This window comes from Allofournierella sp. CML151 (genome assembly GCF_027853465.1).
Lineage (GTDB): Bacteria > Bacillota > Clostridia > Oscillospirales > Ruminococcaceae > Allofournierella.
On sequence record NZ_JAPNNW010000007.1, the window covers coordinates 20,031 to 44,389 of the forward strand.

The 24,359-nt window shown below is 57.9% G+C and carries 34 protein-coding genes; 2 read left to right on the forward strand and 32 right to left on the reverse strand.

Annotated elements, in window-relative coordinates:
• Position 1 precedes the first annotated feature (1 nt).
• The 30 genes from rplO to PH256_RS06915 all read right to left on the reverse strand — a co-directional run bounded on the left by rplO (position 2) and on the right by PH256_RS06915 (position 18,327).
• On the reverse strand, positions 2–442 hold the full coding sequence (rplO, locus tag PH256_RS06770) for a 50S ribosomal protein L15 (protein ID WP_058965286.1): 441 nt from the start codon (positions 440–442) through the stop codon (positions 2–4).
• 20 nt (positions 443–462) lie between these two features.
• On the reverse strand, positions 463–621 hold the full coding sequence (gene rpmD / locus PH256_RS06775) for a 50S ribosomal protein L30 (RefSeq protein ID WP_058965332.1): 159 nt from the start codon (positions 619–621) through the stop codon (positions 463–465).
• Between the two features lie 203 nt (positions 622–824).
• A complete protein-coding gene (gene rpsE / locus PH256_RS06780) occupies positions 825–1,325 on the reverse strand; it encodes a 30S ribosomal protein S5 (protein WP_058965287.1) in 501 nt (166 codons plus the stop codon).
• An 11-nt stretch (positions 1,326–1,336) separates the two neighbouring features.
• Positions 1,337–1,696 (reverse strand): 50S ribosomal protein L18, encoded by a 360-nt coding sequence (rplR, locus tag PH256_RS06785; protein WP_058965288.1) that lies wholly within the window; start codon positions 1,694–1,696, stop codon positions 1,337–1,339.
• Positions 1,697–1,714: 18 nt separating this feature from the next.
• On the reverse strand, positions 1,715–2,257 hold the full coding sequence (gene rplF / locus PH256_RS06790) for a 50S ribosomal protein L6 (protein ID WP_058965289.1): 543 nt from the start codon (positions 2,255–2,257) through the stop codon (positions 1,715–1,717).
• An 18-nt stretch (positions 2,258–2,275) separates the two neighbouring features.
• On the reverse strand, positions 2,276–2,674 hold the full coding sequence (rpsH, locus tag PH256_RS06795; protein ID WP_058965290.1) for a 30S ribosomal protein S8: 399 nt from the start codon (positions 2,672–2,674) through the stop codon (positions 2,276–2,278).
• A 160-nt stretch (positions 2,675–2,834) separates the two neighbouring features.
• A complete protein-coding gene (locus PH256_RS06800) occupies positions 2,835–3,020 on the reverse strand; it encodes a type Z 30S ribosomal protein S14 (protein ID WP_058965291.1) in 186 nt (61 codons plus the stop codon).
• Positions 3,021–3,034: 14 nt separating this feature from the next.
• Positions 3,035–3,574, reverse strand: coding sequence for a 50S ribosomal protein L5 (gene rplE, locus PH256_RS06805; RefSeq protein ID WP_270913522.1), 540 nt, complete (start codon positions 3,572–3,574; stop codon positions 3,035–3,037).
• Positions 3,575–3,591: 17 nt separating this feature from the next.
• Positions 3,592–3,906: a 50S ribosomal protein L24 gene (gene rplX, locus PH256_RS06810; RefSeq protein ID WP_058965293.1), complete on the reverse strand. Its 315-nt coding sequence runs from the start codon at positions 3,904–3,906 to the stop codon at positions 3,592–3,594.
• A gap of 13 nt (positions 3,907–3,919) precedes the next feature.
• Positions 3,920–4,288: a 50S ribosomal protein L14 gene (gene rplN, locus PH256_RS06815; protein WP_087180223.1), complete on the reverse strand. Its 369-nt coding sequence runs from the start codon at positions 4,286–4,288 to the stop codon at positions 3,920–3,922.
• Between the two features lie 29 nt (positions 4,289–4,317).
• Entirely contained in the window at positions 4,318–4,572 is a 255-nt protein-coding gene (gene rpsQ, locus PH256_RS06820; RefSeq protein WP_058965295.1) for a 30S ribosomal protein S17, read from the reverse strand.
• Between the two features lie 13 nt (positions 4,573–4,585).
• Positions 4,586–4,771, reverse strand: coding sequence for a 50S ribosomal protein L29 (gene rpmC / locus PH256_RS06825; RefSeq protein ID WP_058965296.1), 186 nt, complete (start codon positions 4,769–4,771; stop codon positions 4,586–4,588).
• Positions 4,768–5,205, reverse strand: coding sequence for a 50S ribosomal protein L16 (gene rplP, locus PH256_RS06830; protein ID WP_058965297.1), 438 nt, complete (start codon positions 5,203–5,205; stop codon positions 4,768–4,770). The genes rpmC and rplP overlap by 4 nt, the downstream gene beginning before the upstream one ends.
• Complete coding sequence (rpsC, locus tag PH256_RS06835; protein WP_087183614.1) at positions 5,205–5,891, reverse strand: 30S ribosomal protein S3; 687 nt, start codon at positions 5,889–5,891, stop codon at positions 5,205–5,207. Before rpsC ends, rplP begins: the two co-directional genes overlap by 1 nt.
• Positions 5,892–5,904: 13 nt before the next feature.
• Positions 5,905–6,240 carry a 50S ribosomal protein L22 gene (rplV, locus tag PH256_RS06840; RefSeq protein ID WP_058965299.1) on the reverse strand — a complete coding sequence of 112 codons (336 nt, stop codon included), beginning with the start codon at positions 6,238–6,240 and terminating at the stop codon, positions 5,905–5,907.
• Positions 6,241–6,260: 20 nt separating this feature from the next.
• Entirely contained in the window at positions 6,261–6,533 is a 273-nt protein-coding gene (gene rpsS / locus PH256_RS06845) for a 30S ribosomal protein S19 (protein ID WP_058965300.1), read from the reverse strand.
• Between the two features lie 15 nt (positions 6,534–6,548).
• Positions 6,549–7,379, reverse strand: a complete 831-nt coding sequence (gene rplB / locus PH256_RS06850; protein ID WP_058965301.1) for a 50S ribosomal protein L2 — start codon at positions 7,377–7,379, stop codon at positions 6,549–6,551.
• A 98-nt stretch (positions 7,380–7,477) separates the two neighbouring features.
• Positions 7,478–7,771, reverse strand: a complete 294-nt coding sequence (gene rplW, locus PH256_RS06855; protein WP_058965302.1) for a 50S ribosomal protein L23 — start codon at positions 7,769–7,771, stop codon at positions 7,478–7,480.
• Entirely contained in the window at positions 7,771–8,394 is a 624-nt protein-coding gene (rplD, locus tag PH256_RS06860; protein WP_058965303.1) for a 50S ribosomal protein L4, read from the reverse strand. The genes rplW and rplD overlap by 1 nt, the downstream gene beginning before the upstream one ends.
• Positions 8,395–8,408: 14 nt before the next feature.
• Positions 8,409–9,041: a 50S ribosomal protein L3 gene (gene rplC, locus PH256_RS06865; protein ID WP_058965304.1), complete on the reverse strand. Its 633-nt coding sequence runs from the start codon at positions 9,039–9,041 to the stop codon at positions 8,409–8,411.
• 158 nt (positions 9,042–9,199) lie between these two features.
• A complete protein-coding gene (gene rpsJ, locus PH256_RS06870) occupies positions 9,200–9,511 on the reverse strand; it encodes a 30S ribosomal protein S10 (protein ID WP_058965305.1) in 312 nt (103 codons plus the stop codon).
• Positions 9,512–10,006: 495 nt separating this feature from the next.
• The gene (locus PH256_RS06875; RefSeq protein ID WP_087183613.1) at positions 10,007–10,570 is read right to left on the reverse strand and encodes a zinc ribbon domain-containing protein; all 564 of its coding nucleotides are present in this window, start codon (positions 10,568–10,570) and stop codon (positions 10,007–10,009) included.
• A gap of 27 nt (positions 10,571–10,597) precedes the next feature.
• Positions 10,598–12,349: an Rqc2 family fibronectin-binding protein gene (locus PH256_RS06880; RefSeq protein WP_270913523.1), complete on the reverse strand. Its 1,752-nt coding sequence runs from the start codon at positions 12,347–12,349 to the stop codon at positions 10,598–10,600.
• Between the two features lie 67 nt (positions 12,350–12,416).
• The gene (locus tag PH256_RS06885; RefSeq protein WP_270913524.1) at positions 12,417–13,052 is read right to left on the reverse strand and encodes a hypothetical protein; all 636 of its coding nucleotides are present in this window, start codon (positions 13,050–13,052) and stop codon (positions 12,417–12,419) included.
• An 18-nt stretch (positions 13,053–13,070) separates the two neighbouring features.
• Positions 13,071–13,817, reverse strand: a complete 747-nt coding sequence (locus PH256_RS06890) for a Nif3-like dinuclear metal center hexameric protein (RefSeq protein ID WP_270913525.1) — start codon at positions 13,815–13,817, stop codon at positions 13,071–13,073.
• A 16-nt stretch (positions 13,818–13,833) separates the two neighbouring features.
• Positions 13,834–14,502 carry a class I SAM-dependent methyltransferase gene (locus PH256_RS06895; RefSeq protein ID WP_270913526.1) on the reverse strand — a complete coding sequence of 223 codons (669 nt, stop codon included), beginning with the start codon at positions 14,500–14,502 and terminating at the stop codon, positions 13,834–13,836.
• The gene (locus PH256_RS06900; protein ID WP_087180232.1) at positions 14,499–14,699 is read right to left on the reverse strand and encodes a DUF1858 domain-containing protein; all 201 of its coding nucleotides are present in this window, start codon (positions 14,697–14,699) and stop codon (positions 14,499–14,501) included. Before PH256_RS06900 ends, PH256_RS06895 begins: the two co-directional genes overlap by 4 nt.
• A 92-nt stretch (positions 14,700–14,791) precedes the next feature.
• Positions 14,792–17,134: a DUF2142 domain-containing protein gene (locus PH256_RS06905; protein ID WP_270913528.1), complete on the reverse strand. Its 2,343-nt coding sequence runs from the start codon at positions 17,132–17,134 to the stop codon at positions 14,792–14,794.
• 231 nt (positions 17,135–17,365) lie between these two features.
• The gene (locus PH256_RS06910; RefSeq protein ID WP_087180234.1) at positions 17,366–17,644 is read right to left on the reverse strand and encodes a zinc-ribbon domain containing protein; all 279 of its coding nucleotides are present in this window, start codon (positions 17,642–17,644) and stop codon (positions 17,366–17,368) included.
• A 137-nt stretch (positions 17,645–17,781) separates the two neighbouring features.
• Positions 17,782–18,327, reverse strand: a complete 546-nt coding sequence (locus tag PH256_RS06915) for a sigma-70 family RNA polymerase sigma factor (RefSeq protein WP_158096366.1) — start codon at positions 18,325–18,327, stop codon at positions 17,782–17,784.
• A 508-nt stretch (positions 18,328–18,835) separates the two neighbouring features.
• On the opposite strand from PH256_RS06915, the gene hcp reads away from it, so the two are divergent.
• Positions 18,836–20,476, forward strand: coding sequence for a hydroxylamine reductase (gene hcp, locus PH256_RS06920; RefSeq protein WP_270913529.1), 1,641 nt, complete (start codon positions 18,836–18,838; stop codon positions 20,474–20,476).
• An 87-nt stretch (positions 20,477–20,563) separates the two neighbouring features.
• On the opposite strand, the gene PH256_RS06925 is transcribed toward hcp, so the two are convergent.
• Both PH256_RS06925 and PH256_RS06930 read right to left on the reverse strand, forming a co-directional pair.
• Positions 20,564–21,013, reverse strand: a complete 450-nt coding sequence (locus PH256_RS06925; RefSeq protein ID WP_270913530.1) for a GNAT family N-acetyltransferase — start codon at positions 21,011–21,013, stop codon at positions 20,564–20,566.
• Positions 21,014–21,350: 337 nt separating this feature from the next.
• On the reverse strand, positions 21,351–23,345 hold the full coding sequence (locus tag PH256_RS06930; protein ID WP_270913531.1) for an oxidoreductase: 1,995 nt from the start codon (positions 23,343–23,345) through the stop codon (positions 21,351–21,353).
• A 183-nt stretch (positions 23,346–23,528) separates the two neighbouring features.
• Here PH256_RS06930 and PH256_RS06935 point away from each other — a divergent pair, with 183 nt between their 5' ends.
• A complete protein-coding gene (locus PH256_RS06935; protein WP_270913532.1) occupies positions 23,529–24,104 on the forward strand; it encodes a TetR/AcrR family transcriptional regulator in 576 nt (191 codons plus the stop codon).
• Positions 24,105–24,359 lie beyond the last annotated feature (255 nt).

The following is a 24,359-nucleotide window of genomic DNA, read 5'->3' on the forward strand; positions in this document are numbered from 1 at the left end:
CTTAGATCACCTCGGCCTTTCCGCCTGCCTTTTCGATCTTCTCTTTAGCAGAAGCAGTGAAGGCGGCGGCCTGAACGGTCAGAGCCTTGGTCAGCTCGCCGTTGCCCAGGACCTTGATGCCGTCCAGAGACTTTTTGATGATACCAGCCTCTACCAGAGCCTTGGTATCCACTACGCTGCCGGCCTCGAACTTCGCTTCCAGGTCGCTGATCTTGACGTTGGCGTACTTGGTGGCAAAGATGTTGTTGAAACCGCGCTTGGGCAGACGACGCTGCAGGGGCATCTGGCCGCCTTCGAAACCGGCCTTCTTGACGCCGGAGCGAGCTTTCTGACCCTTATGGCCGTAGCCAGCGGTCTTGCCGTTGCCGCTGCCGTGGCCGCGGCCCTTCCGCTTTGCAGCGGTGTTGGAGCCCTGAGCGGGCTGTAATTCATGAAGCTTCAATTGCTTGCACCTCCTTGCTGTTACGCTTTGGTCACCGCTACCATGTGGCTGATCTTGGCGATCTTGCCGTTGGTCTGGGCGTTGTCGGGCTGAACGGTCACGTCGCCGATCTTCTTCAGACCCAGGCTCAGAGCGGTAGCGATCTGCTTCTCGCTGCGGCCGGACAGGCTGCGAACCAGCTTGACGGTAACAGTAGCAGCAGCGGCAGCCTTCTTGGAGGCAGCCTTCTTAGCGGGAGCCTTTTCACCCTCAGCCTTCTTGGCAGCGGGCTTCTTGGCGGTGGTGGTCTTCTTAGCCGCAGTCTTCTTGGCTGCAGGCTTCTTCTCAGCAGCCTCGGTGGCTACTACCTTCTTCTCGGTCTCTGCCATGGTTGACTGCCTCCTTAACCTAAGATTTCCTTCACGGTCTTACCGCGCTTGGCAGCAACTTCCTCAGCGCTTACCAGACGGCACAGGCCTTCGAAAGTGGCGGTAACCACGTTGCAGGGGTTGTTGGAACGCAGGCACTTGGTACGGATGTCCTTAATGCCGGCAACTTCCAGAACCGCACGCACGGGGCCGCCGGCGATAACACCGGTACCGGGAGCGGCGGGACGCATCAGGATGCGGCCAGCGCCGAACTCGCCCACGATCTCGTGAGGAATGGTGGTGCCCTTCAGGGCGATGGTGTGCATGTTCTTCTTAGCGTCCTCGATGCCCTTGCGGATCGCCTCGGGAACCTCGCCAGCCTTACCCAGGCCAAAACCGATGGTGCCCTTGCCGTCGCCAACGACTACCAGAGCGCTGAACTTGAAGATACGGCCGCCCTTAACGGTTTTGGATACGCGGTTGATCGCAACAACCTTTTCCAGCATTTCACTGCCGGTCTCGTTATTTCTCTGCATGTGTATCCTCCTTACAGCTCCAGGCCGCCCTCGCGAGCGCCCTCAGCCAAAGCTTTTACGCGGCCGTGATATACAAAGCCACCGCGGTCGAATACTACGACCTTGATGCCCTTCTCCAGAGCCTTCTCGGCGATCATCTTGCCAACCTTGTTAGCAGCCTCGATGTTGCCGCCGAAGCCCTCAAAACCCTTCTCCATAGTGGAAGCGCTGCACAGGGTCACGCCGGCAACGTCATCAATGATCTGGGCATAGATGTGCTTGGAGGAGCGGAATACATCCAGACGGGGGCGCTCAGCGGTGCCGCTGATCTTACCGCGCACGCGGCGGTGACGACGAAGACGAGCTTCGTTCTTGTCAGGCTTATTAACCATTGTCTTTCACTCCTTACCTTATTTGCCTTTGCCGGCCTTGCCCTCTTTGCGGATGATGTGCTCACCAGCATAGCGGATGCCCTTGCCCTTGTAGGGTTCGGGAGGACGTTTCTCGCGGACTTCCGCCGCGAACTGGCCGACCTTCTGTTTGTCGATGCCCTTGATGATGATGGTGTTAGCATCGGGAGCTTCGATCTTGATGTCGTCGGTCTCATCGACGATCACCTGGTGGGAGAAGCCCAGGTTCATGACCAGGCTCTTGCCCTGCTTGGCTACACGGTAGCCAACGCCCTGAACCTCCAGCTTCTTCTCAAAGCCGTTCACAACACCTTCCACCATGTTGCTGATGTTGGTGCGGGTCAGGCCGTGCAGGCTGCGGGCCTGCTTCTCGTCATTGGGGCGGGTCACCAGCACTTCACCATTCTCGACGGTTACGTTCATCAGAGGATGGATGTTGGAATTCAGGGTGCCCTTGGGGCCCTTCACGGTAACGTTGTGGCCATTCACGGTCACTTCAACGCCCGCAGGAATGACGATGGGTTTTCTTCCAATTCTCGACATTGTCTTTTTGCCCCTTTCTTACCACACAAAGGCGAGTACTTCGCCGCCAACATGGGCAGCGCGAGCAGCCTTATCGGTCATAACGCCCTTAGAGGTGGAGATGATCGCGGTGCCCAGGCCCTTCATGACCTTGGGCATATCTTCGCAGTTGGTGTAGATGCGCAGGCCGGGCTTGGAAACACGGCGCAGGCCGGCGATAACGGGAGTGCCGTTCTCCTGATACTTCAGGGTCAGGCGCAGGGTACCCTGCTTGTTGTCTTCGATCAGCTGCACACTCTTGATGTAGCCCTCGTCAACCAGAATCTGGCAGATCGCTTTTTTCAGGTTGGAAGCGGGAACGTCTACAGAAGGGTGTTTGGCAGTGCTGGCGTTGCGGATGCGGGTGAGCAGGTCCGCGATAGGATCAGTAATGTGCATGCCACTAACCTCCTTTAAGGTTCTTCGTTTCGTTTTTGTTCGGACAGTTGCGAGGCATTCGCCTCACATATATTTAAGTGTGAGACCCCTTGCCGCCTCCCCCGCCGCGCCGAACCGGCACGGGGAGGAGCGCAAAGGAACTCACAGCTTAAAACAGTGTTTACCAGCTGGCTTTCTTCACGCCGGGGATCTCGCCCTTGTAAGCGAGCTCACGGAAGCAGATACGGCAGATACCGTACTTGCGCAGGTAGGCGTGGGGACGGCCACAGATCTTGCAGCGGTTGTAACCGCGGGTGGAGAACTTAGGCTCGCGCTGCTGCTTGATCTTCATAGAAGTTTTTGCCACAGTCGTACCCTCCCTTAGTTAGCGAACGGAGCGCCCAGAGCCTTCAGCAGCTCCTTGGACTCTTCGTCGGTCTTGGCGGTGGTCACGAAGCAGATGTCCATGCCACGCACAGCGTCGATCTTGTCGTAGTCGATCTCCGGGAAGATCAGCTGCTCCTTGATGCCCACAGCGTAGTTGCCGCGGCCGTCGAAGGAGTTGCCGTTGATACCGCGGAAGTCACGCACGCGGGGCAGAGCCACGCTGAACAGACGATCCACGAACTCGTACATACGCTCGCCACGCAGGGTGACCTTCACGCCGATGGGCATGCCTTCGCGCAGCTTGAAGTTCGCAACGCTCTTCTTGGCACGGCACACAACGGGCTTCTGGCCGGTAATCTGAGCGATATCGCTCAGGATGGCGTCCAGCATCTTCTGGTTGTCCTTAGCGTCGCCGCAGCCAACGTTGACGACTACCTTGTCCAGCTTGGGGATCTGCATAACGCTCTTGTACCCAAACTTGCTCATCAGGGCGGGAGCAACTTCATTGACATACTTTTCTTTCAAACGTGCCATTGTGTTGTATTCCCTCCTTACAGCTCGGCGCCGCACTTACGGCAGACGCGCACATTCTTGCCATCCTTGGCAGCGTGAGCCACGCGGGTGGCCTTGCCGCACTTGGGGCAAACCGGCATAACCTTGCAGGCGTAGATAGCACCCTCGGCCTTCACGATACCGCCCTGCTCGCCCTGGCGGCGGGGTTTCACGTGCTTGGTGACCATGTTCAGACCCTCAACGATCACCTTGCCCTCCTTGGGGCTAACAGCGATCACTTTGCCGGTCTTGCCTTTGTCTTTACCGCTGATGATCATTACGTTGTCGCCGGTTTTAACATGAAGATTGTTCATTCTTAAAACCTCCTTACAGCGATTCCGGAGCCAGGCTCAAGATCTTCAGGTAGCCGTTCTCACGCAGCTCGCGAGCAACGGGTCCAAAGATACGGGTGCCTCTCGGGTTCTTGTCTTCACGGATGATGACCGCAGCGTTCTCGTCGAAACGGATGTAGCTGCCGTCCTCACGACGCAGGCCCTGCTTGCTGCGAACGATCACAGCCTTGACCACGTCGCCTTTTTTCACAGTGCCGCCGGGAGCTGCCTTCTTAACAGAAGCAACCACAACGTCACCGATGTTAGCGTATCTCTTGCGGGAGCCGCCCAGCACACGAATGCACATTAACTCTTTGGCACCGGTGTTGTCGGCCACTTTGAGATAAGTTTGCATCTGAACCATTGCCAGATCCTCCTTTCAAAGTACCAGGCTTACTTCGCCTTCTCTACGATTTTGACCATGCGCCAGCGCTTGTCCTTAGACAGGGGGCGGGTTTCCATGATCATTACACGGTCGCCAATGCCGCACTCGTTGTTTTCGTCGTGGGCTTTGAACTTAACAGTGCGCTTCAGGATCTTCTTGTAAAGGGGGTGCTGCACGCTGTCTTTCACGGCAACCACGATGGTCTTATCCATCTTGTCGGACACAACGGTGCCCACACGGGTCTTTCTCAAATTGCGTTCCATCGTTTAACCTCCTTTACGCTTTCTCAGCCAGGACAGTCAGCACACGAGCGATGTCGCGCTTAACGGTCTCGATGCGGCCGGGGTTCTCCAGCTGGTTGATGGCGTGCTGAAAACGCAGGTTGAACAGCTCTTCCTTCAGCTCGGCCAGCTTCTTATTCAGGTCAGCAGCGGACATACCGCGCAGTTCTGCAGCTTTCATGCGTTGCCACCCTCCTCTACTACATTCTCTTCGCGCTTAGCGAACTTGCACTTAACAGGCAGTTTGTGCATAGCCAGGCGCAGAGCCTCGCGAGCGACTTCCTCGTTCACGTCGGCCAGCTCAAACAGCACGCGGCCGGGCTTCACAACGGCCACCCAGTACTCGGGAGAGCCTTTACCGGAACCCATTCGGGTCTCAGCGGGCTTCTCGGTAACGGGCTTATCGGGGAAGATCTTGATCCAAACCTTACCGCCACGCTTGATGTAACGGGTCATGGCGATACGGGCGGCCTCGATCTGACGGGAGTCGATCCAGCCGGGCTCCAGAGCAACAAGACCATACTGGCCCTGGTTAACAGTGTTGCCGCGCATGGCTTTACCGGTCATACGACCACGATGCACACGGCGGTATTTGACGCGCTTAGGCAGTAACATTACTTGTTGCCTCCTTCTTTACGGGATGCGGGCTTGGAACCCTTCAGAACCTCGCCCTTGTAGATCCACACCTTAACGCCGATGCGGCCGTAGGTGGTAGCAGCCTCAGCGAAGCCGTAGTCGATGTCGGCGCGCAGGGTCTGCAGGGGAATGGTGCCCTCGTGGTAGCTCTCGGTGCGGGCGATGTCCGCGCCGCCCAGACGGCCGGAAACCTGGGTCTTGATGCCCTTGGCGCCACGCTGCATCGCACGGCCCATGCACTGCTTCATCGCACGGCGGAAGCCGATGCGGCGCTCCAGCTGGGAAGCGATGTTCTCAGCTACCAGCTGAGCATTGGTGTCCATGTTCTTGACCTCAACGATGTTCACGTTGACAGCCTTGCCGGTCATCTTAGCCAGCTGCTCCTGCAGCTTGGTGATCTCGCTGCCGCCCTTGCCGATAACCATACCGGGCTTAGCGCAGTAGATGTTGACCTTCAGCTTGGGAGCGCCGGACTGATTGTCCACAGTACGCTCGATCTCGATCTTGGGGATACCCGCGCCGAAGAGCTGCTTCTTCAGGGTCTTACGGATCTTGTAGTCCTCGACCAGGGTGTCGCCGAATTCCTTCTTGGAAGTAAACCAGCGGCTGTCCCAATCTTTGATTACACCCACGCGAATGCCGTGGGGATTGACTTTCTGGCCCATTGTGTTTACCTCCTTACTCTTTCTCTTTCAGAACCACGGTCACATGGCTGGTGCGCTTCAGCACACGGTAAGCGCGGCCCTGGGCGCGGGGACGAATGCGCTTCAGGGTGGGGCCGGGGGTAACAAAGCACTCGGCCACATACAGGCTGTTCTTGTCCATGTTGTGGTTGTTCTCCGCGTTCGCGGCAGCAGACTTCACCAGTTTCAGAAGGGGCTCGCAAGCGGCCTTCGGGGTGTACTGCAGAATCGCCAGCGCCTTATCCAGAGGCTGGTTGCGGATCAGATCCAGAACAACCGAAACCTTCCGGGGGCTGATGCGGGCGTATCTAAGATGTGCCCTAGCTTCCATTGCTTTACTCCTCCTTTTAATTACTTACCGGTCTTAGAGCCGGCATGGCCCTTGAAGGTACGGGTGGGGGCGAACTCGCCCAGCTTGTGACCAACCATATCCTCAGTTACATACACAGGCACATGCTTGCGGCCGTCGTGCACCGCGAAGGTGTGACCGACAAAATCAGGGAAAATGGTGGAGGAGCGGCTCCAGGTCTTCAGAACCCGCTTCTCACCGGCGGCATTCATCTCCTGAACGCGCTTCAGCAGAACAGGCAGGACATAAGGTCCCTTCTTAACACTTCTACCCATGTTCGTTCTCCTCTCTTAACCGTTCGCGCGCTTGACAATGAACTTGTCAGAGCGGTTGTGATGCTTGCGGGTCTTGTAACCCATAGCAGGCTTGCCCCAGGGGGTAACAGGGCCGGGACGGCCAACGGGGCTCTTGCCCTCACCACCACCGTGGGGGTGATCGCAGGGGTTCATAACAGAACCGCGAACGGTGGGACGCCAACCCATGTGGCGCTTGCGGCCGGCCTTACCGATGTTCACGTTCTCGTGATCCACGTTGCCAACCTGGCCGATGGTAGCGATGCAGTTCAGAGGGATGTTGCGCATCTCGCCGGAGGGCAGACGAACCAGAGCGTAGCCGTTCTCTTTCGCCATCAGCTGAGCCATGTTGCCGGCGCTGCGCACCAGCTGGCCGCCCTTACCGGGGTACAGCTCGATGTTGTGGATGATGGTACCAACAGGGATGTTGGCAAAGGGCAGAGCGTTGCCGGGCTTAATGTCGGCGTTGGGGCCAGCCATGATCACATCGCCAACCTTCAGGCCTTCGGGAGCCAGGATGTAACGCTTCTCGCCGTCCTCGTACTGAACCAGAGCGATGTGAGCAGAACGGTTGGGATCGTACTCCAGGGTCTTTACAGTAGCGGGAACATCAAACTTGTTGCGCTTGAAATCGATCACACGGTACTTGGTGCGATTGCCGCCGCCGTGGTGGCGAACGGTGATGCGGCCGGTGTTGTTGCGGCCGGAAGCCTTCTTCATGGGCTCCAGCAGGCTACGCTCGGGGGCCACTTTGCTCAGCACGCTGTAGTCAGTAACAGTCATACCGCGGCGGCCCGGGGTAGTCGGCTTATACTTCTTGATAGCCATTGCTATTCTCCTTTGTTACTTATGAATTGTTATCGGGGTCATATCCCCATACATGAGCCCTGCTCGGGCTCTTGGAAGAAACCGTTTGAAACGATCTCTTATACCATGCTCTCGAAGAACTCGATGCCCTTGCTGCCCTCTTTCAGGGTAACAACAGCCTTCTTCTTGGCGGCGGTGTAACCGCCGTGCATGCCCTGGCGGCGGTAACGGCCGCGCACGTTGATGGTGTTAACCTTCTCGACCTGGACGCCGAACAGCTTCTCAACGGCCTTAGCGATCTCTACCTTGTTGGCATCGGTGGCAACCTTGAAGGTGTACTTCTTGGAAGCAATGCCCGCCATAGAGTTCTCGGTAATGACAGGAGCCAGGATGATGTCTTGTGCAGTTTTCATTAGCCCAGAACCTCCTCAAGTTTCTTGGCCGCGTCTACGCTCAGGATGAACTTGTCGGCGTTCACAACGTCGTAGGTGTTCACGCTGGTAGCCACGGTGGTAACCACGCCGGGGATGTTGGCGGCGCTCTTCACGAGCTTAGCCTCGACCTCGGGGGTAACGATCAGGGCCTTCTTGCTAACGCCCAGGGCGTTCAGCATGTTGACCACGGTCTTGGTCTTGTACTCGGCAACGCTCAGGTTGTCGACCAGGATCATGTCGCCGGCAGCAGCCTTGGCGCTCAGGGCGCTCAGGATGGCCAGACGCTTAACCTTGCGGTTGATGCGGTAGCTGTAATCGCGGGGCTTGGGGCCCAGAGCAACGCCACCGTGAGTCCACTGGGGAGCGCGGATGGAACCCTGACGGGCATGACCGGTGCCCTTCTGACGCCAGGGCTTACGGCCGCCGCCGCGAACCTCGCTGCGGGTCTTGGTGCTCTGAGTGCCCTGACGCTGGTTGGCCAGGAAGTTGACCACAGCGGCGTGCACAGCCTTCTCGTTGGGGGTGATACCGAACACGGCGTCGGAAAGCTCTACGGTGGAAACTTTCTTGCCGTTCATATCCAAAACGTCAAATTGTGCCATTGTGCTTTCCCTCCTTACGCCTTCACGCTATCGCTGATGCAAACCACAGCGCCCTTGGGGCCGGGAACAGCGCCTTTGATAGCGATCAGATTATTTTCGGCGTCTACCTTGACGACGGTCAGGTTCTGGATGGTAACCCGCTCGGCGCCCAGGTGGCCAGGCAGCTTCTTGCCCTTGAATACGCGGCTGGGAGTGGAGCAGGCGCCCATGGAACCCGCATGACGGGCAACGGGGCCGGTGCCGTGGCTCTCGCGCAGGCGATGGCCGTTCCAGCGCTTGATGGTGCCGGCGTAGCCCTTACCTTTGCTTACGCCAACTACGTCGATGTGGTCGCCAGCAGCGAACACGTCGGCCTTCAGGATATCGCCCACGTTCATGGCGCTGATATCCGCCAGGCGGAACTCACGCAGGGTCTTCTTGGGAGCAACGTCCGCCTTAGCGAAGTGGCCCTTGGCGGGCTTGTTTACGCGCTTAGCGGAAACTTCGCCGAAGCCCAGCTGAACTGCCTGATAGCCGTCGCTCTCAACGGTCTTCTTCTGCACTACGGTGCAGGGACCAGCCTCGATGACGGTTACGGGAACGACCTTGCCGTTCTCATCGAACAGTTGAGTCATGCCCAGCTTTTTGCCGATGATACCTTTTTGCATTTTTCTTTTCCTCCTATAAGGTTATTGGTTGACATCGTGAGTAACTTGGATGCCAACATGACCTCTCCGTTTGGATAGCATTTCGATCGATGTTGCCTTCATTGAATCCGGCAGTTGGCGGCACCAGAGCGGCCGCCCTTACCTGTTTAAATGTAAGCTTACAGCTTGATCTCGATGTCTACGCCAGCGGGGAGCTGCAGGCTCATGAGAGCCTCAACCGTCTTGTTGGACGGCTTCAGAATGTCGATCAGACGCTTGTGGGTGCGGGTCTCAAACTGCTCACGGCTGTCCTTGTACTTGTGAACAGCACGCAGAATGGTGACCACTTCCTTGTCGGTGGGCAGAGGAATGGGGCCGGACACGCGAGCGCCGGTGCGCTTAGCGGTCTCCACAATCTTCTCAGCAGCACCGTCGATCAGCTGATGATCGTAGCTCTGCAAACGAATTCTGATTTTCTCTTTGACTGCCATTTTCGTCGCCTCCTGTAATTATTTGGTGCCTAGGCGGCCGATCAACTACTGAACACAGCGCCGGGTGTTTCACAATTTGGCACGATAAAAGCCGGTGAACCGCTTGGCAGTTCCCCCGGACACACTTCGGCAAATTGTGTTGGACATTGGTACGCCGCGCAGAATGCGACAGTGTACGTATCCCTTTGCTCTCAGTAATTCTTTCGCCCGGTTCTAGATCGGACATACTCCGCGGAAAAACCCGTCGTGTGACGGCAACCTCCCGCATCAACGCATATCATGGCTTGCGCAGCTTGGTACACAAGCCATTTGCAGCCGAGACTTATTGTAGCACATGGATTCGCCCGTTGCAAGGGCTTTTTGTAAAAAAAATAAAATTTTTCAAAAGTTTTTCGGCTATATGCCAAACGCGTTTTAACATAGGCTTTTCCCTGGCCCACTTTCGGAGGCAATCCTCCCGGCGCAGGGCTTTTCGCCTGCGCCGGGGATACTGCATCAATAATAATAGAAGGGCGTATCAAAGCCGTAGCCATAACCGCCATGGCCGAAGCCGCCGTAACCGAAGCCGGTAAAATAGGCAATCATCCCAAAGAGCGCAATGCACAGGATCACACCGATCACCGTTCCCACCGCCACCAGAATCAGCTTGGCCCGGGCCCAGTTGCGCTTGGTGATGCTGGTACCTCCGCCGAAGCTCCAGATCAGCAGCACCACCAGATTCACAATGGGAATGGCAGTAAGGATCAGGCTCCACAGCCACTCCAGCGTCTTGACCGGCTGTTCCGGCTCATCCTCTGCTTTCGGGGCGGGTGCCGGCGGTGCCTGCCGCTGATAGCGGGGCTCGCCATAAGGCGGGGGCGGCGGGGTGGACGGACCACCCGTAACGCCTGCACCAAACTCCCAGGAGGCACTGTGCTGCTCCGATGCGCCTTGGGGCTGCACCGGTTCTGCCTGTACAGGCTGCGGTTCGGAAGCAGGCTGCTCCGGTACAGGGGCGCCGCATACCGGGCAATTCAGAGTGTCCGGCTCCAGATAGCTGCCGCACTGTTTGCAATACATATTCATTCCTCCTTCAAGTTGCCGTTCTCATCGCTTGACCGGCTGTTCCCGCAGGCGTTCCTCAATGCCCTCCTCCGGGGTGATATAACCGGTCTCGTATTTTTCATAGAGCACCATGCCGGGCTTCAGGTCGCCGGTCTTGCGGATGTTCTTTACCTCGGTGTAGTCCACTGCCACCTTGGCACCGCCTGCCAGGCTGGAATGCACCACCGCCAGCATAGCTGCCTCGTTCTGGGTGGTGAGAGGGATATCCCTGCCCTCGCTCATCACCACGGTATGGCTGCCGGGAGCATCCTTCACATGGAACCACAGGTCCTTGCCCCGTGCGGTGTGCAGAGTAAGCTTGTCGTTCTGCAGATTGTTGCGGCCCACCAGAATCAAAAAGCCGTCCGAAGAACGGTAGCGGTAAAAATCCGCGGGCTTCTGCTTTTTGTCCCGGATCTTGTAGTACTTCAGATAGCCCTGGCTTTTCAGCTCGGCGCGAATCTCACCCAGCGCCTGTTCACCGGTGGCAGTCTCCACCTCGTAGAGTACAGTGCCCAGGTATTCGATCTCCCGCTCGCCTTCCTCCAGCAGCTTTTTCAGCATCTTGGCGGCAGTCTGCTTTTTCTTGTATTCCTTGAAATATTTCTGGGCGTTGCCCACGCCGTTCAGCCGGGCATCCAGCGGAATCTCGATGGTCTGCCCGTCGTAGTAGTTCAGTACCTGTACGCTGCGCATGCCCTTGTCCACTGCCCAGAGGTTGGCCTGCAGCAGCTCGCCGTACAGCCGCAGCTGATCGGCCTTGCCGCTCTGGGCCAGCTCTTCCTTTCGGGCGGCCTGCTTGCGGATGGCACGCTCGTGCAGGTTCTTCACGGTCTTGGCCAGGTCCTTGCTCTTCTGGCGCAGCCGCTCGGCCCGGTCCTTGGTGGAATAGTAGCCCTCCAGCATGGTGCTGAAGCTGTCATAATGGGTCAGGCGCTGCTCACCGTACTGGGTCAGCGGAGTGAAGCTGAACTCCACCGGCTTGCCGGTCTCATCGCAGGCCAGGCAGGGCTTGCCGCCCGCCTCGTAATCCGCCTTGATGCCATCGATGGCAGCGATCAGTGCGGTCTTCTCGCTCTCGGTGAGCATATCCGCCTGGGATGCGCTCTCCCCCAGCGCCCGGTAGGCTACCTCCCGGCAAACCACCGGGCCCACACCGGCACAGCTGCGCATAAGCGCATCCGCCACCGGCAGATCCTTCTGACAGGCGGCAGCCACCAGCCCGGCGCTGCTCACCGCGAACAGATCCGGCTTGTTGGGCTTCTGGGGCAAAGTGTATGCCAGACCCGGCAGCAGTTGGCGAATCTGGGAATCCTCAAAATCCACCCGCTTGAGGGCGTCGATGATCCGGCCGTCCTGCACCAGCACCAGGTTGGAATAGCGGCCCATCAGCTCCACCGCAAGGATGTTGCGGACCAAATCGCTCATCTCGTTGGTACACTGAAACTCGAAGAAAGCCAGACGGTCACCCTGCTCCACCCGCAGGTCCACCAAACGGCCACCGGTCAGGTGCTTGCGCAGCAGCATGCAGAAGCTGGGCGGCACCGCCGGATTTTCAAAGGTATCCTGGGTCAGGCAGGCGCGGGCGGAACCACTGCGAGCAGAAAGCAGCAGCTTGAAGGTATCCGTCCGGGTGCGCAGTGTAATGACCACCTCGTCCCGGGTGGGCTCGAAGATCTTGTCGATCTTGGCATCCAGCAGAGTTTGTTTCAATTCGCGGGCCGCGAGGGCCAGCAATGCGGCATCCAATGCCATGGGTCTCACCTCTTTGTAAAAAAAGCGGCCGTGCCGGGCGGCACGGCCTGCTTGCAGTCAACTTGGTTCAACGGCTGCGCAGTGCCGCCTCAGCGGCATCCACATCAGCCAGACCGGAAAATTCCATCGTGATGTTGCGGTGGTGGGTATGTCCCTTGTGATAATAAGTTTCCACCTGACCGTTGGAAAGAATCAGGTCGCCGGTCCCATCCTGATAATAGCGTTTTTCCACGCCCTGGATGGAGTCCAGCTCCCAGGAACTTACCCGGCCTCTGGTCACCACCAGCACCCGCTGATCGGTGATAGCATAGACGATCTCTTCCGGCTTGGGTCCGCCCACCTGAGGGAACAGCAGTTTAATGCCCACCAGAATAAACGGAATGCCTAACAGCGGGAACAGGATGCCAAACAGCCCTGCCCCCAGCGTGAGGGTCTGCAGCGCCATCAGCTCCCAGAAGCAGGCAAAGCCCAGAAAAAACACAGCAAACAGCTTGCCCGCGCCTCGGGGACCATGCAGCTTTTTCGGGCTGCCAGACCAGAGCAGATGTTCACCGGGAGCGATTTGCCGGGTCAGCAAGGCCCGAGCGCCGCTCGATGTCTCGCGGGGCCGAGGCTGTTCCTCTGCCTCCCGTCCGGCTGCGGACGCTTCGCCGAACATTTCCTCGTTATAGCCCACGCTGCTCTTGTCCTGCTCGTTCCACATGACGGCTGCTCCTTCCTATTATAAATAAGAAAAGGGGTCCTTGTTGCGGCGGCTGCAGATCACCCGCAGCCCACTGAAGCGGCGGCTCAGATGATCCGCCAGCACCGGCACAATGGGAAATTCGGTGCTGTAATGCCCGGCCACGATCAGGCTCATGCCCATGGCCCGGGCGTCAATAGCATCGTGATGACTGGCTTCGCCGGTGAGCAGGGCATCCGCTCCCGCCGCTGCCGCGTCCGCCAGCATGCTGCCGCCGCTGCCGCCGATCAGCGCGAGCCGCCGGATGGGCTTGCCCGCATCCGCCAGCTTCACATGGGCGTTCAGACGGCTCTGGCACAAGGTGGCCAGCGCCTTTGCGTCGGTGAGCTCCACGCTGCCCACCCGGCCGATTCCCTCCTCCCCGAAGGGCTCCGGGTTTTCCACCTCGAACAGCCGGGCCAGCACGTCGTTCACACCGCCCTCTGCCGCATCCAGATTGGTGTGCATGCAGATGGCGGAGATATTCTTCTCCACCAGGCGGAAGGCCACGTCCCGCCGGGCAAGGGTGCGCAGCGGTTTGAAGATCACCGGGTGATGGGCCACGATCAGCTGGCAGCCCTGCAGCTCAGCCTCGGCCACCACCTCGTCGGTGATGTCCAGCGCCACCAGAACACTGGTTACCTCAGCTCCGCAGTCCACCAGCAAGCCCACATTGTCCCAGCTTTCCGCCAGGTCCTTCGGGGCCAGCTGCTCCAGACACTCACAGATCTCTCGCACTCTTGCCATGTTGGGTCTTCCTCCTTTATCCTTCGCCTTCCAGCTGCCGCAGCAGCGCGTCGGCACGCCGGGCGGCTTCCGGGTCCTGGTCCAGCCCGCGCCGGAACTTTTTCAGCCGGCTCAGCTGCTGGGCCCGGTATTCCGCCGCACCCGGCTGCTCCTGGGTCAGCCCCAGCAGGCACTCTGCGTCGGTGGGCTGCCGAACCGCTCCGGTATACACCGCGTCCATCACCGCATACCAGCGGTGCGCCGCGCACACCAGACGCTCGGCATTCAGCGAGAAGCCGTTTTCCCACAGCCAGCGCCGGAGTACCGGTGCCTTGGTGGCCGGGATGAGCACCAACTGGGTCTTCTCATTCCGCACCCAGGGGGCGGCGGTGAGCATCTCGATGGCGGTCTGGGCACTCACGCCTGCAATCACCACCGCCTGCGCTTCGCCGGGGGCCAGTACGCTCAGTCCGTCACCCAGGCGAAGCTCCACCTTCTCCAGGCAGCCCGCTTCCTCACAGGTTTTCCGGGCAGTAGAAAGAGGGCCGGGGCGAAGATCCGCCGCGATCACCCGCCGGGCACGGCCGGTGCAGGCCAGATAGGCCGACAGCTTGCCGTGGTCACATCCGATGTCCGCGGCGGTATCACAGGGGCGAACCAAGTCTGCCGCCGCCTGCAACCGCTGGTCCAGCTTGGGGGCAATCATTCGTTGCCGAAGTGCTTGTTCAGCTTGGCCACCAGCTCGTCCGCGTTGGTGCCATGAACCATGCAGGCCTCCTCAATGGTCTCGCCGCGGGCAGAGGGGCAGCCCAGGCAGTGCATGCCAATCTCCAGGAAGAAGGGAGCCACGGTTCCGTCGGTATCCAGAATATCGCCGATGATGGTATTTTTGGTAATGATCATGATGTTCGATCTCGCTTTCCTTTATAAACTCGGGCAGCCGCACAGGCCACCGGTACTTATACTATACCCAATTTCTCCATATTTTGCAACCGTCAGGCCCCGCAAAACAGCGCAAAGCTTTCCAGTGCAGCGGCTGCGCTGACAAAGACCGAAGCCGCGCGAATCCCCCGGCTCACATCCCGCCGAGTGCAGAAGGCTCCCTGCTCACCCAGCAGCAGCAGGAACAGGGGCAGCACCGGCAACAGGTAACGGCCCTGAATGCCGAACACGGTGGTTGCATTGATGGGCGTCCAGATCAGCGCTGCCGCCACCATGAGCAGCACCACCGAAGCAGTTACCAGACCCATAACCCAGCGAACCGGCCGGGTCAGCCGCACCGGCTGCTCGTTCTGGCGCACCGAAGCGCACACCGGGACCAGGAGCAGAAGAATGGTCAGACTCCAGCTGAGCGACAGCTTATGCACAATGGGCTCACCGGGCAGCGCGCCCACCAGTCCCTGCAGATAGACCGGCAGCTGATCCACCACCGTGTTGGCCAGCAGCTTGATGGTCTGGCTGGGATGGCTGAGCATGTAGCCGATGCTGAAGGTATAAATGGATTCACCGTTGGGTTGAATGCCCGCAGCCATCTCTTCCGGGGTCAGTGTCTGACCGCTGTTGGCCAGCACCCAGAGCACGGTGGTCCCACCCGCCAGAAGGATCAGCCCGCATGCACCAAGAGCCGCCCACTTGAACCAGCGCTTGTGATGCAGCTTATACCAGGCCACCCAACAAGCTGCTGCCAGAATCAGTGCGGGCGGAATCGCAAGCTGAATGCGCTCAGTATCCACACTGCGCAGCATATAGGTCATGGTGGAGCCGTTGGCCGCCAGCCAGCCGATCAATGCCGCCGCGCATACCAGCGCTTTGAAAACGCGGCTGCGCAGCTTACCGCCCAGATTTTCCGCCTTCATGGGGAAGACCAGCGCCACCATACCCAAATAGATTGCCTTTGCCGGGGCAAGCAGCGCAGCCAGAATCAGGAGAGCCACCTGGCGAGCAAGGCCCACCGGTTTCTTTTCCGTCATACCAACGAAGCACAGAGCGGTGAACAGGAAGGCCATGCCAAGTACCATGGTATCCGCCGAAAAGCTGCCCGCCAGGGAAAGGCCCATGGGCAGCAGCGCTGCCGCGCCAAAGATTTCTTTGCTTCCCTGAGTCGCAACACGTACCGCCAGCGCTGCCAGTGCAGTATAAGCCGCCACGCTGAACAGCCGCCCCATCAGCAACATGGGATAAAAGCCCAGACCGATCAGCCGGGCCAACAGGATTCCCAGCGCCTGGGGCAGATACTGCACCGCCTGGGGATTCGCCGGGGCCACAACTTCCACCTCTTTGGTAAGCTGGCCGCTGTTTCCGAAGCCGCCCGGATGATCCAGAATCTGCTTGTAGCCGAATACTCCGATCTCACCGGAACGATCCCGCATATAGGGGGCATCGCACTCCCGCATGGGCAGTGTATAGACCTCACGGCCCCAGTCGTCGTAATCCACCTGCACGCCGGACTGTCCCATCATCCGGCTGGCCATAGAGTAGGCGCCCGCCAGATGAGTATATTCATCCGGTCCGGCCATGGGAGGTGTAATCAGCGCCCAACCCAGACCCAGAGCCGCAACCGCATAAGCTACACAAGCCGGTGCGGATGCCTTTTTCCAGAAAATCAGCCACCAGGCTCCCAGCACCGCTGCGAACAGAATTACCGCCACCGGAACACACAGCCACAGGCCGATGTTGCCGCTGTAGTTGGTGATATATTGCATTGCCGCGGTGGCGCCGCCCTCCGGCTGCACCGTTCCGCCCTCCAGCGGGAAGGCCGGATTCGCCGCGTTAGCGCTGATTGCTGCATCCGGGTCCAGTACCAGAGGAATCTGATTTTCATCCAGTTCCGCCTCTTCCGGCATGGGGCCGGTACCGTAGACAAGCCCCAGCACATCCTCTTCCGTGGCCGGTGCATAATAAATATGAAGGGTGTAGCGGGTGGCGTCCTTTTCCGGGAAAACCGGCTGTTCAAACACGATTCCCTGGAAGTCCAACCCCAGAATCTCGGTCATATCCAGCGCAGCGCCGGTCAGCCGCTGACCGCTTTCGTCCAGCAGGTCCACATACAAGGTACCGTGCACTACCCGGTCCAGACTGGAAAAATACAGCCGTACGCCGTAAAGCGGGGTATCCGGCCCGGCCAATATTCCCTGAGTCCAGCCCTGAGCCGGGTCCGCTGCCAGCATCACCTGATCCTCGGCATAATAATCATGTGCCTGGTAATATTCCGACTGGCCGTTCACCGTGTGAATCACATTGTAGCTGGTCCAGGCCAGGGCCAGCGCCGTGACCGCTGCCACCAGCACACCTGCGGCAACCAGCCGCCAGCGCTTGCAAGCTGTTTGGTTCCATGCCATAACAGGGCTCCTCCGTTTTCCGGCAAAAGCCGGTTTTCCTCTCAGGCAGAGCGCAACGCTCTCGCCTGCTCTTACATTATTATATAATGGGCACAGGCAGGCCCGGCTGCGCCGTTCTGCCGCCTGTTCATTGTACCGTAAATACACCCAAAACACAAGGCCACGCCCCGGACACAGAAAAAGCCCCCGGCTTTTGCCGGGGGCTTTGGATCGCAAAGAGGCGAAAACGGATCAGCCGTTCTCCTTCATCTTGGCGAAGCACTCGCTGCAGTAAACGGGGCGATCCTCGCGGGGCTGGAAGGGCACGCGAGCAACCTTGCCGCAAGCGGCGCAGGTAGCCTCGAACATTTCGCGGGTGCCGCGGGTGGCGTTCTTGCGAGCGTCACGGCAGGCCTTGCAGCGCTGGGGCTCGTTCTCAAAGCCACGGCTGGCGTAGAACTCCTGCTCGCCGGCGGTGAATACAAACTCCTTACCGCAGTCTTTGCATACCAGGGTCTTATCTTCGTACATGCTAGATTCTCCTCTGCATTCTGTTTTTTTGCCCGCGGAAGGATTTCAACCGACACCTTTGGAATTGACCAATGCTCTAAATGTTAAGCTACAGGGGCATATATACTTATGGGGCACCGCCCACATAATTCAAAAATTCAGCCACGCGCCTCTTTCAGCTTGCGGCGCAGGCGGGAAAGCGCGTTTTCCACCGATTTGGGGCTGCGGTTCAGCGTCTGAGCAATCTGCTCATAGCTGCAGCCGTTCAAAAATAGCTCCAGCACCTCCTGCTCGAGGGGGGAAAGCCGGGTCTGAATGGTCTGCAGGGTATCCTGCAGCTGCTCATTCTGGATGGCCAACTCCTCCGGGCCAGGGGCAATGCTCTCCTCACTGAGGGGAACACTCTGATTAAGCGGACCATGCTTTTTACGGCCGGCCGCTCGTTTCGCGGTGCGAATCGCATTCTGGATGCAACGGCCCGCATAGGTGCCAAACGAGGTTCCTTCGCCGGGGCGGTAGCTGCGGATGGCGGCAAACAAGCCGATAATTCCTTCCTGCACCGCATCGTCCAGATCCAGGCCGGGACAAACGCCCGCGGCCGCATGGCTGCGAATCACCGGCATCATATGGGCAAGCACAGCGGCCAGCGCAGCTTCCTGCCCTGCCTTGGCCTGCTCAAGCAATTCTGGAGTGATCTGAGTCATACGCGGCGACCTGAACCGGCCTACCCGCCGGACCTCTATGTGACATAATAAAGCATACCGTTTTGCCCAACGTTTGTCAAATGGGATTATCGACAACTTTTGGAGCAATTTCACAGGCAAATTCACCAATTCCCTATGCTCTTTGTGTGAATTGGTAAACATCTTCCTGTTTGTTATCACTCTATCACAGAAAAGTCTTCAGGTCAATGAAAAAATAGTGACAGTTTTCCCGTTTTTGTGCATAAAAATCCCAAGTTTTTTCATGGGTTATTCAGAATCCTGCATGAATCCCAAAGCATTCCGGTTTCATTTATGCGCAATATTTCTTTATTCCACAATTATCTTTTACTGCCTTCTTTTAAAATGTTGGATTTCAAACATACTCATTTTCAAAATCGCGGTATCATCAGAACAGCTTTCCGGTGGTAAAATGCCTTTTCCCGGTTGGCTCTTCGCAAAGAGCGCGCCCGCGTTCTCTTCATCCCTACCCATAAGGAGACTTTTGACCATGGAACAGAAAATGTTTTGTTATCAGTGCCAGGAAACCGCCGGCTGCAAGGGCTGCACCCTTTCCGGTGTATGCGGCAAGACCCCCGATGTGGCCGCCATGCAGGATCTGCTGGTGTACGCCAGCAAGGGCATCTGCGCGGTGACCACCGCCCTGCGCAGCGAGGGCAAAGAGATTCCGTCCGGCATCAATCATCTGATCACCCTGAACCTGTTTGCCACCATCACCAACGCCAATTTTGATAAAGAGGCAATCGTAGCCCGCATCCAGGCTACTCTGGACGCAAAACAGCCCCTGCTGGGCCAGCTGAGCAATCCCGAAGCCCTGCCCGAGGCCGCTCTGTGGGACGGCAGCGGCGACTGGGAGCAGAAAGCCCGCACCGTGGGTGTGCTGGCCACCGAAAACGAGGACATCCGTTCCCTGCGGGAGCTGATCACCTACGGTTTGAAGGGCCTTTCCGCCTATTCCAAGCACGCCAACGCTCTGCTGGAGGAGGACCCGGAACTGGACGCCTTCCTGCAGCGGGCTCTGGCCGCCACTTTGGATGACAGCCTGACCGCCGAGGAGCTGACCGCCCTGGTCCTGGAAACCGGCAAGCACGGCGTGACCGGTATGGCCCTGCTGGACAAAGCCAACACCACCGCTTACGGAAATCCGCAGATCACCCGGGTAAACATCGGCGTGGGCAAAAACCCCGGCATCCTGGTTTCCGGCCATGACCTGCGGGACCTGGAGATGCTGCTGGAGCAGACCCAGGGCACCGGTGTGGATGTCTACACCCATTCCGAGATGCTGCCCGCCCATTACTACCCCGCCTTCCGCAAGTACCCCAACTTTGTGGGCAATTACGGCAATGCCTGGTGGAAGCAGAAAGAGGAGTTTGAAAGCTTCAATGGTCCCATCCTGATGACCACCAACTGCATTGTACCGCCCAAAGCCAGCTACAAGGACCGTTTGTACACCACCGGCGCCGCCGGTTACCCCGGCTGCAAACACATTCCCGGTGAAGTGGGCCAGGCCAAGGACTTCTCGGCCATCATCGAGCAGGCCAAGACCTGCCCGGCGCCCACCGAAATCGAAACCGGCGAGATTATTGGCGGTTTTGCGCACGCTCAGGTACTGGCCCTGGCTGATCAGATTGTGGATGCAGTAAAGAGCGGCGCGATTCGAAAGTTTGTAGTCATGGCAGGCTGTGACGGCCGCGCCAAGAGCCGGGACTACTACACCGAGTTCGCCAAGGCACTGCCCAAGGATGCGGTGATCCTGACGGCAGGCTGCGCCAAATACAAATACAACAAGCTGCCCCTGGGCGACATCGGCGGCATCCCCCGTGTGCTGGATGCCGGTCAGTGCAACGACTCCTACTCGCTGGCCGTGATTGCCCTCAAGCTGAAGGAAGCCTTCGGTCTCGCGGACATCAATGAACTGCCCATCGTTTACAACATCGCCTGGTACGAGCAGAAGGCGGTGATCGTACTGCTGGCGCTGCTGTATCTGGGCGTGAAGAACATCCACCTGGGTCCCACGCTGCCTGCTTTCCTGAGCCCCAATGTGGCAAAGCTGCTGGTGGAGCAGTTCGGCATCGCGGGCATCGGCACCGTTGAGGAGGATCTCGCCCTCTTCTTTGGCGAAAACGCCTGAGTTCCACTTAAGGCACAGACATAAAAATGCAGGGCTTTCCGTTTGACTTGGAAAGCCCTGCATTTTCTTATGCTGCATAGCTGTTGCTCAACATCTTTTTTCCATCACAAAATTGCGCAGCAGAATTCCCTTGCGCTCCACCTGCTGCGCCTTCACCATCACATAGCCCCGTCCTTCAAAAAAGGGCCGGGCGGTGATGGAGGCATGGGTAACAATGGTCCCGTCCACGGCCTGCTCCAGCCGGTCGCAGAGGGCAGTGGCGACGCCTTTGCCCTGATAATCCTTGTGCACATACAGCCGGTCCAGGTAGCCGGTGGAATCCATATCGCCAAAGCCGATGATCTTTTCCCCTTCCAGCGCCACCAGGCTGAAATGCTCCTGCAGCGACCGGTTCCACCGCTCCAGATCGGGCGTTCCATCCGCCCAGGCATCCAGCTGAGCTGGGGTGTAATCCTTGCAGTTGACGGTGTGTACCGTGTCATAAAACAGCCGGGTGAGCTCTGCGCAGTCCTCCGGCCGGTATTCCCGGATCTCCATATGCTGTCTCCTTTGCACATTTTACAGGGAGCTTTTCCTCCCCTGACTTTCTCCTTTATTATAGCGCGTCTTCTCGCATTCGGGGAGGGTACCGCAGTCTTTCTTCTCCTACAGCTTCAAAATCAAGATACACTCAGTAACCTTATTCCATAAAATTACTATTCGTATTCATCCTTCAGCTTTTTATCCGGATGATCCGGCCAATTTCAACCGGTTCCTCGCATACTGCACCGTGCATTTTCAACGCAAAAAACCGGCACAGGCCCGAGCCTTTCTGCTCGTCCTGTGCCGGTTTTCCTGGAAACGTTCCTTAATTTTAACCTTTTTCTGTAAAGGCTTACAGCTTCATAGCCGCCTCATAGGCCTGCCAGATGGCCCCCATCAGGTTGGATACATGGTCGGCGTCGCCGATCACATGTACATGCTCGCCCCCCAGCTCCTTTGCCAGGGAATTCTCGCTGTTGTATCCGATGCTGACGATCACGGTGTCTGCCTTAACGCTGTGCTCCCCATCCGGGTTGGTATAAGTCACGCTGCCGTCCGTGTAGGCACCTACCTTTGCGTTTACCTGCACATCAATGTGGTACAGGTCCACCGCAGCCAGCAGGAAGTTCCGGTTTGCTGCCGCCAGATCCACATTCAGATATTCGTCCATGGCTTCCAGCACGGTCACCCGGGAGCCCTTACGCGCATATTCGTAGGCAATCTCAATGCCGGTCAGGCCGCCGCCGATGATCACAAGGTCCCCCTGTACCTTTTCGGGATTCATCAGCGCATCCACAGCGGTGAGCACCCGGTCGCTTTCAAAGCCCGGCAGCTGCAGAGTCCGGGCGCTGGAACCGGTGGCCACAAAGACCTCATCCGCATTCAGCTCTTTCAACATCTTGCTGTCGACAGCGGTGTTCATATGCAGGTTCACACCCAGTTTTTCCATCTGGTGCTCGTACCAGGCGATCAGTCGCTTGTCCGACTCCTTGAAGGACATGGCGGATGCCGGAATGAACATGCCGCCCAGCTTGCCGCTCTTTTCATACAGGTCCACCTGATGGCCGCGAAGTGCGCAGACCCGCGCAGCTTTCATGCCGCCGATGCCGCCGCCCACAACTACGATGTGCTTTTTCGTTTCGGCAGGCGTAATGGCGTATTCCTTTTCCCGAGCCACCGCCGGGTTCAGTGCACAGCAGAGATCCTGACCCTTGAAAATACGGTTCAAGCATCCCGCGTGGCAGGCGATGCAGGGGCGAATCTCTTCCTCCTGTTCCTTCATCAGCTTGTTGGGCCATTCCGGGTCCGCCAGAAACTGCCGGGCCAGACCGATGCCGTCGATCTGCTTTTCCTGGATGGCCTTGAGGGCCAGCCCCGGATTTTCCATCCGGCCGGCGCATACCACCGGGATGTGGACATGCTTTTTGATCTCAACGGACTCGGCCAGGTTGCAGCCCTCCGGCATATAGACAGGGGGATGCGCGTACCACCAGGAATCGTAGGTGCCGTTGTCAGCGTTGAGCATATCATAGCCGCAAGCCTCCAGCAGCTTGGCCGCGGCGATGCCCTCGTTCAGGTCGCGGCCCACCTCGGTGAATACCTCTCCGGGCAGCGCACCGCTATTGAAGCCCTTCATCATGGAGCGTACGCTGTACCGGATGGAAACCGGGTAATCCTTCCCGCAGCTTTCCTTGATGGCCTCCACAATCTTCTTTGCAAACAGAAAACGGCCTTCCAGGCTGCCGCCGGATTCATCCGTCCGCTTGTTACAGAAGGCCAGGGTGAACTGATCCAGCAGATAGCCCTCGTGCACCGCATGGATTTCCACGCCGTCCACACCGCCTTCCTTTGCCTTGCGCGCAGCCTCACCGAAGCAGCGGATATACTGCTCGATCTCCTCCCGGGTCAGTGCCCGATGGGTGATGGACGGATTCCAGAAGTTGGGCAGTCCGTCACTGGGAGCAACCGGTTCACCGTCCGCAATGAAACGCGGCTGTACCCGGCCCGCACCGGCGGACAGCTGCATGAAAATCTTTGCTCCGTAGCGGTGCAGGCGCTCGGTGAGCTTTTTGGTGTTCTCGATAAACTCCTCGCCCGCCAGATCCATAGCCGCCTTGCTGCCCTTGGACAGATCAAACGCGGAGTTTACGGGCATGGCGCTGGTAATGATCAGGCCTGTGCCGCCTTTGGCGATGGTCTCGTAGTAGGCGATGCCGTCCTCGGTGAAGCTGCCGTCCGCATTGACCAACCGGTGGCTGTGGATGCCCATCGGCTCCAGAACGATACGGTTCTTCAGCTGGATGGAGCCCACCTGCAAAGGCTCAAACAAACAATCGTATTTTCCCATAACGCATTGCTCCTTTTCGATAAAATCATTCGTTTTTTACGGAATTTGTCAATAGTTTAACAATCTGTTTTGGGCAATACAATGAAAGCGACTCCCGATTTTCATTCAATTTTCCAAACTCGTTCAGATTTTTATACCGCGGTATAATATTTTTATAACATACAGGCGGAAGGGTATGATCTTTTGAACGACATTGAAAAACGCATCGTGAAAACAGCCATCGAGCTGTTCCAGAAGCACGGCTACAACGACACCTCGATCAACGAGATCTGCAGCGTATGCGGAGTAACCAAAGGCACCTTCTATTACCATTTCAATGGAAAAAGCGATATTATCTTCCGCTATTACGAGCTGCTCTTTCAAGACGTGCTCTCTATTATGCCGGAGCTGCTGGTAATCCATGACACCCGGCAGAAGCTGTGGAAAATATACGAATACAGCATCGACAACACAGTCAAACTGACTGCTCCGTTGCTGAAGGCAATGATCCTTGCCGATATGGAAAACGGCTCGAGTTATTTTTCGGCACTGCGCTGCAGCAAGGCCAGCGAATCCCATCTGGTCCAGCTGCAGCTGATCCGCAAGCTGGTGGTGCAGGGGCAGGAGGAGAGCGTTATCCGGTCCGACAAGGACGCGGATCTGCTGATTACCACCTACAATGCCATCCTCATGGGCATGGCCCTGGACTGGAGCAGCAGCCACGGCAAATATAACCAGAAAGAATACCTGAAAAAGATGTTCGACATTATTTTTTCCTGAATTCTCCCAACAGAAAAGGCCCAGCCGAATGGCTGAGCCTTTTCTGTTTGAGATACCGGCTAATAACAGTCCGGCGCGATAAGCATCCCGATGTGGCGCGCCAGCTTTTGTCCGACAGCTGAACGGAATTCAAAAACCGGCAAACAGGCTGAGAACATCATCTCTGAACATTGTTCCCATCTCCCGCGATATCAGAAAAGCCGGACGTGCTTCTCAGCTTCGCCCGGCTTTTCCCTGCCATTTCGATGTGTTCTT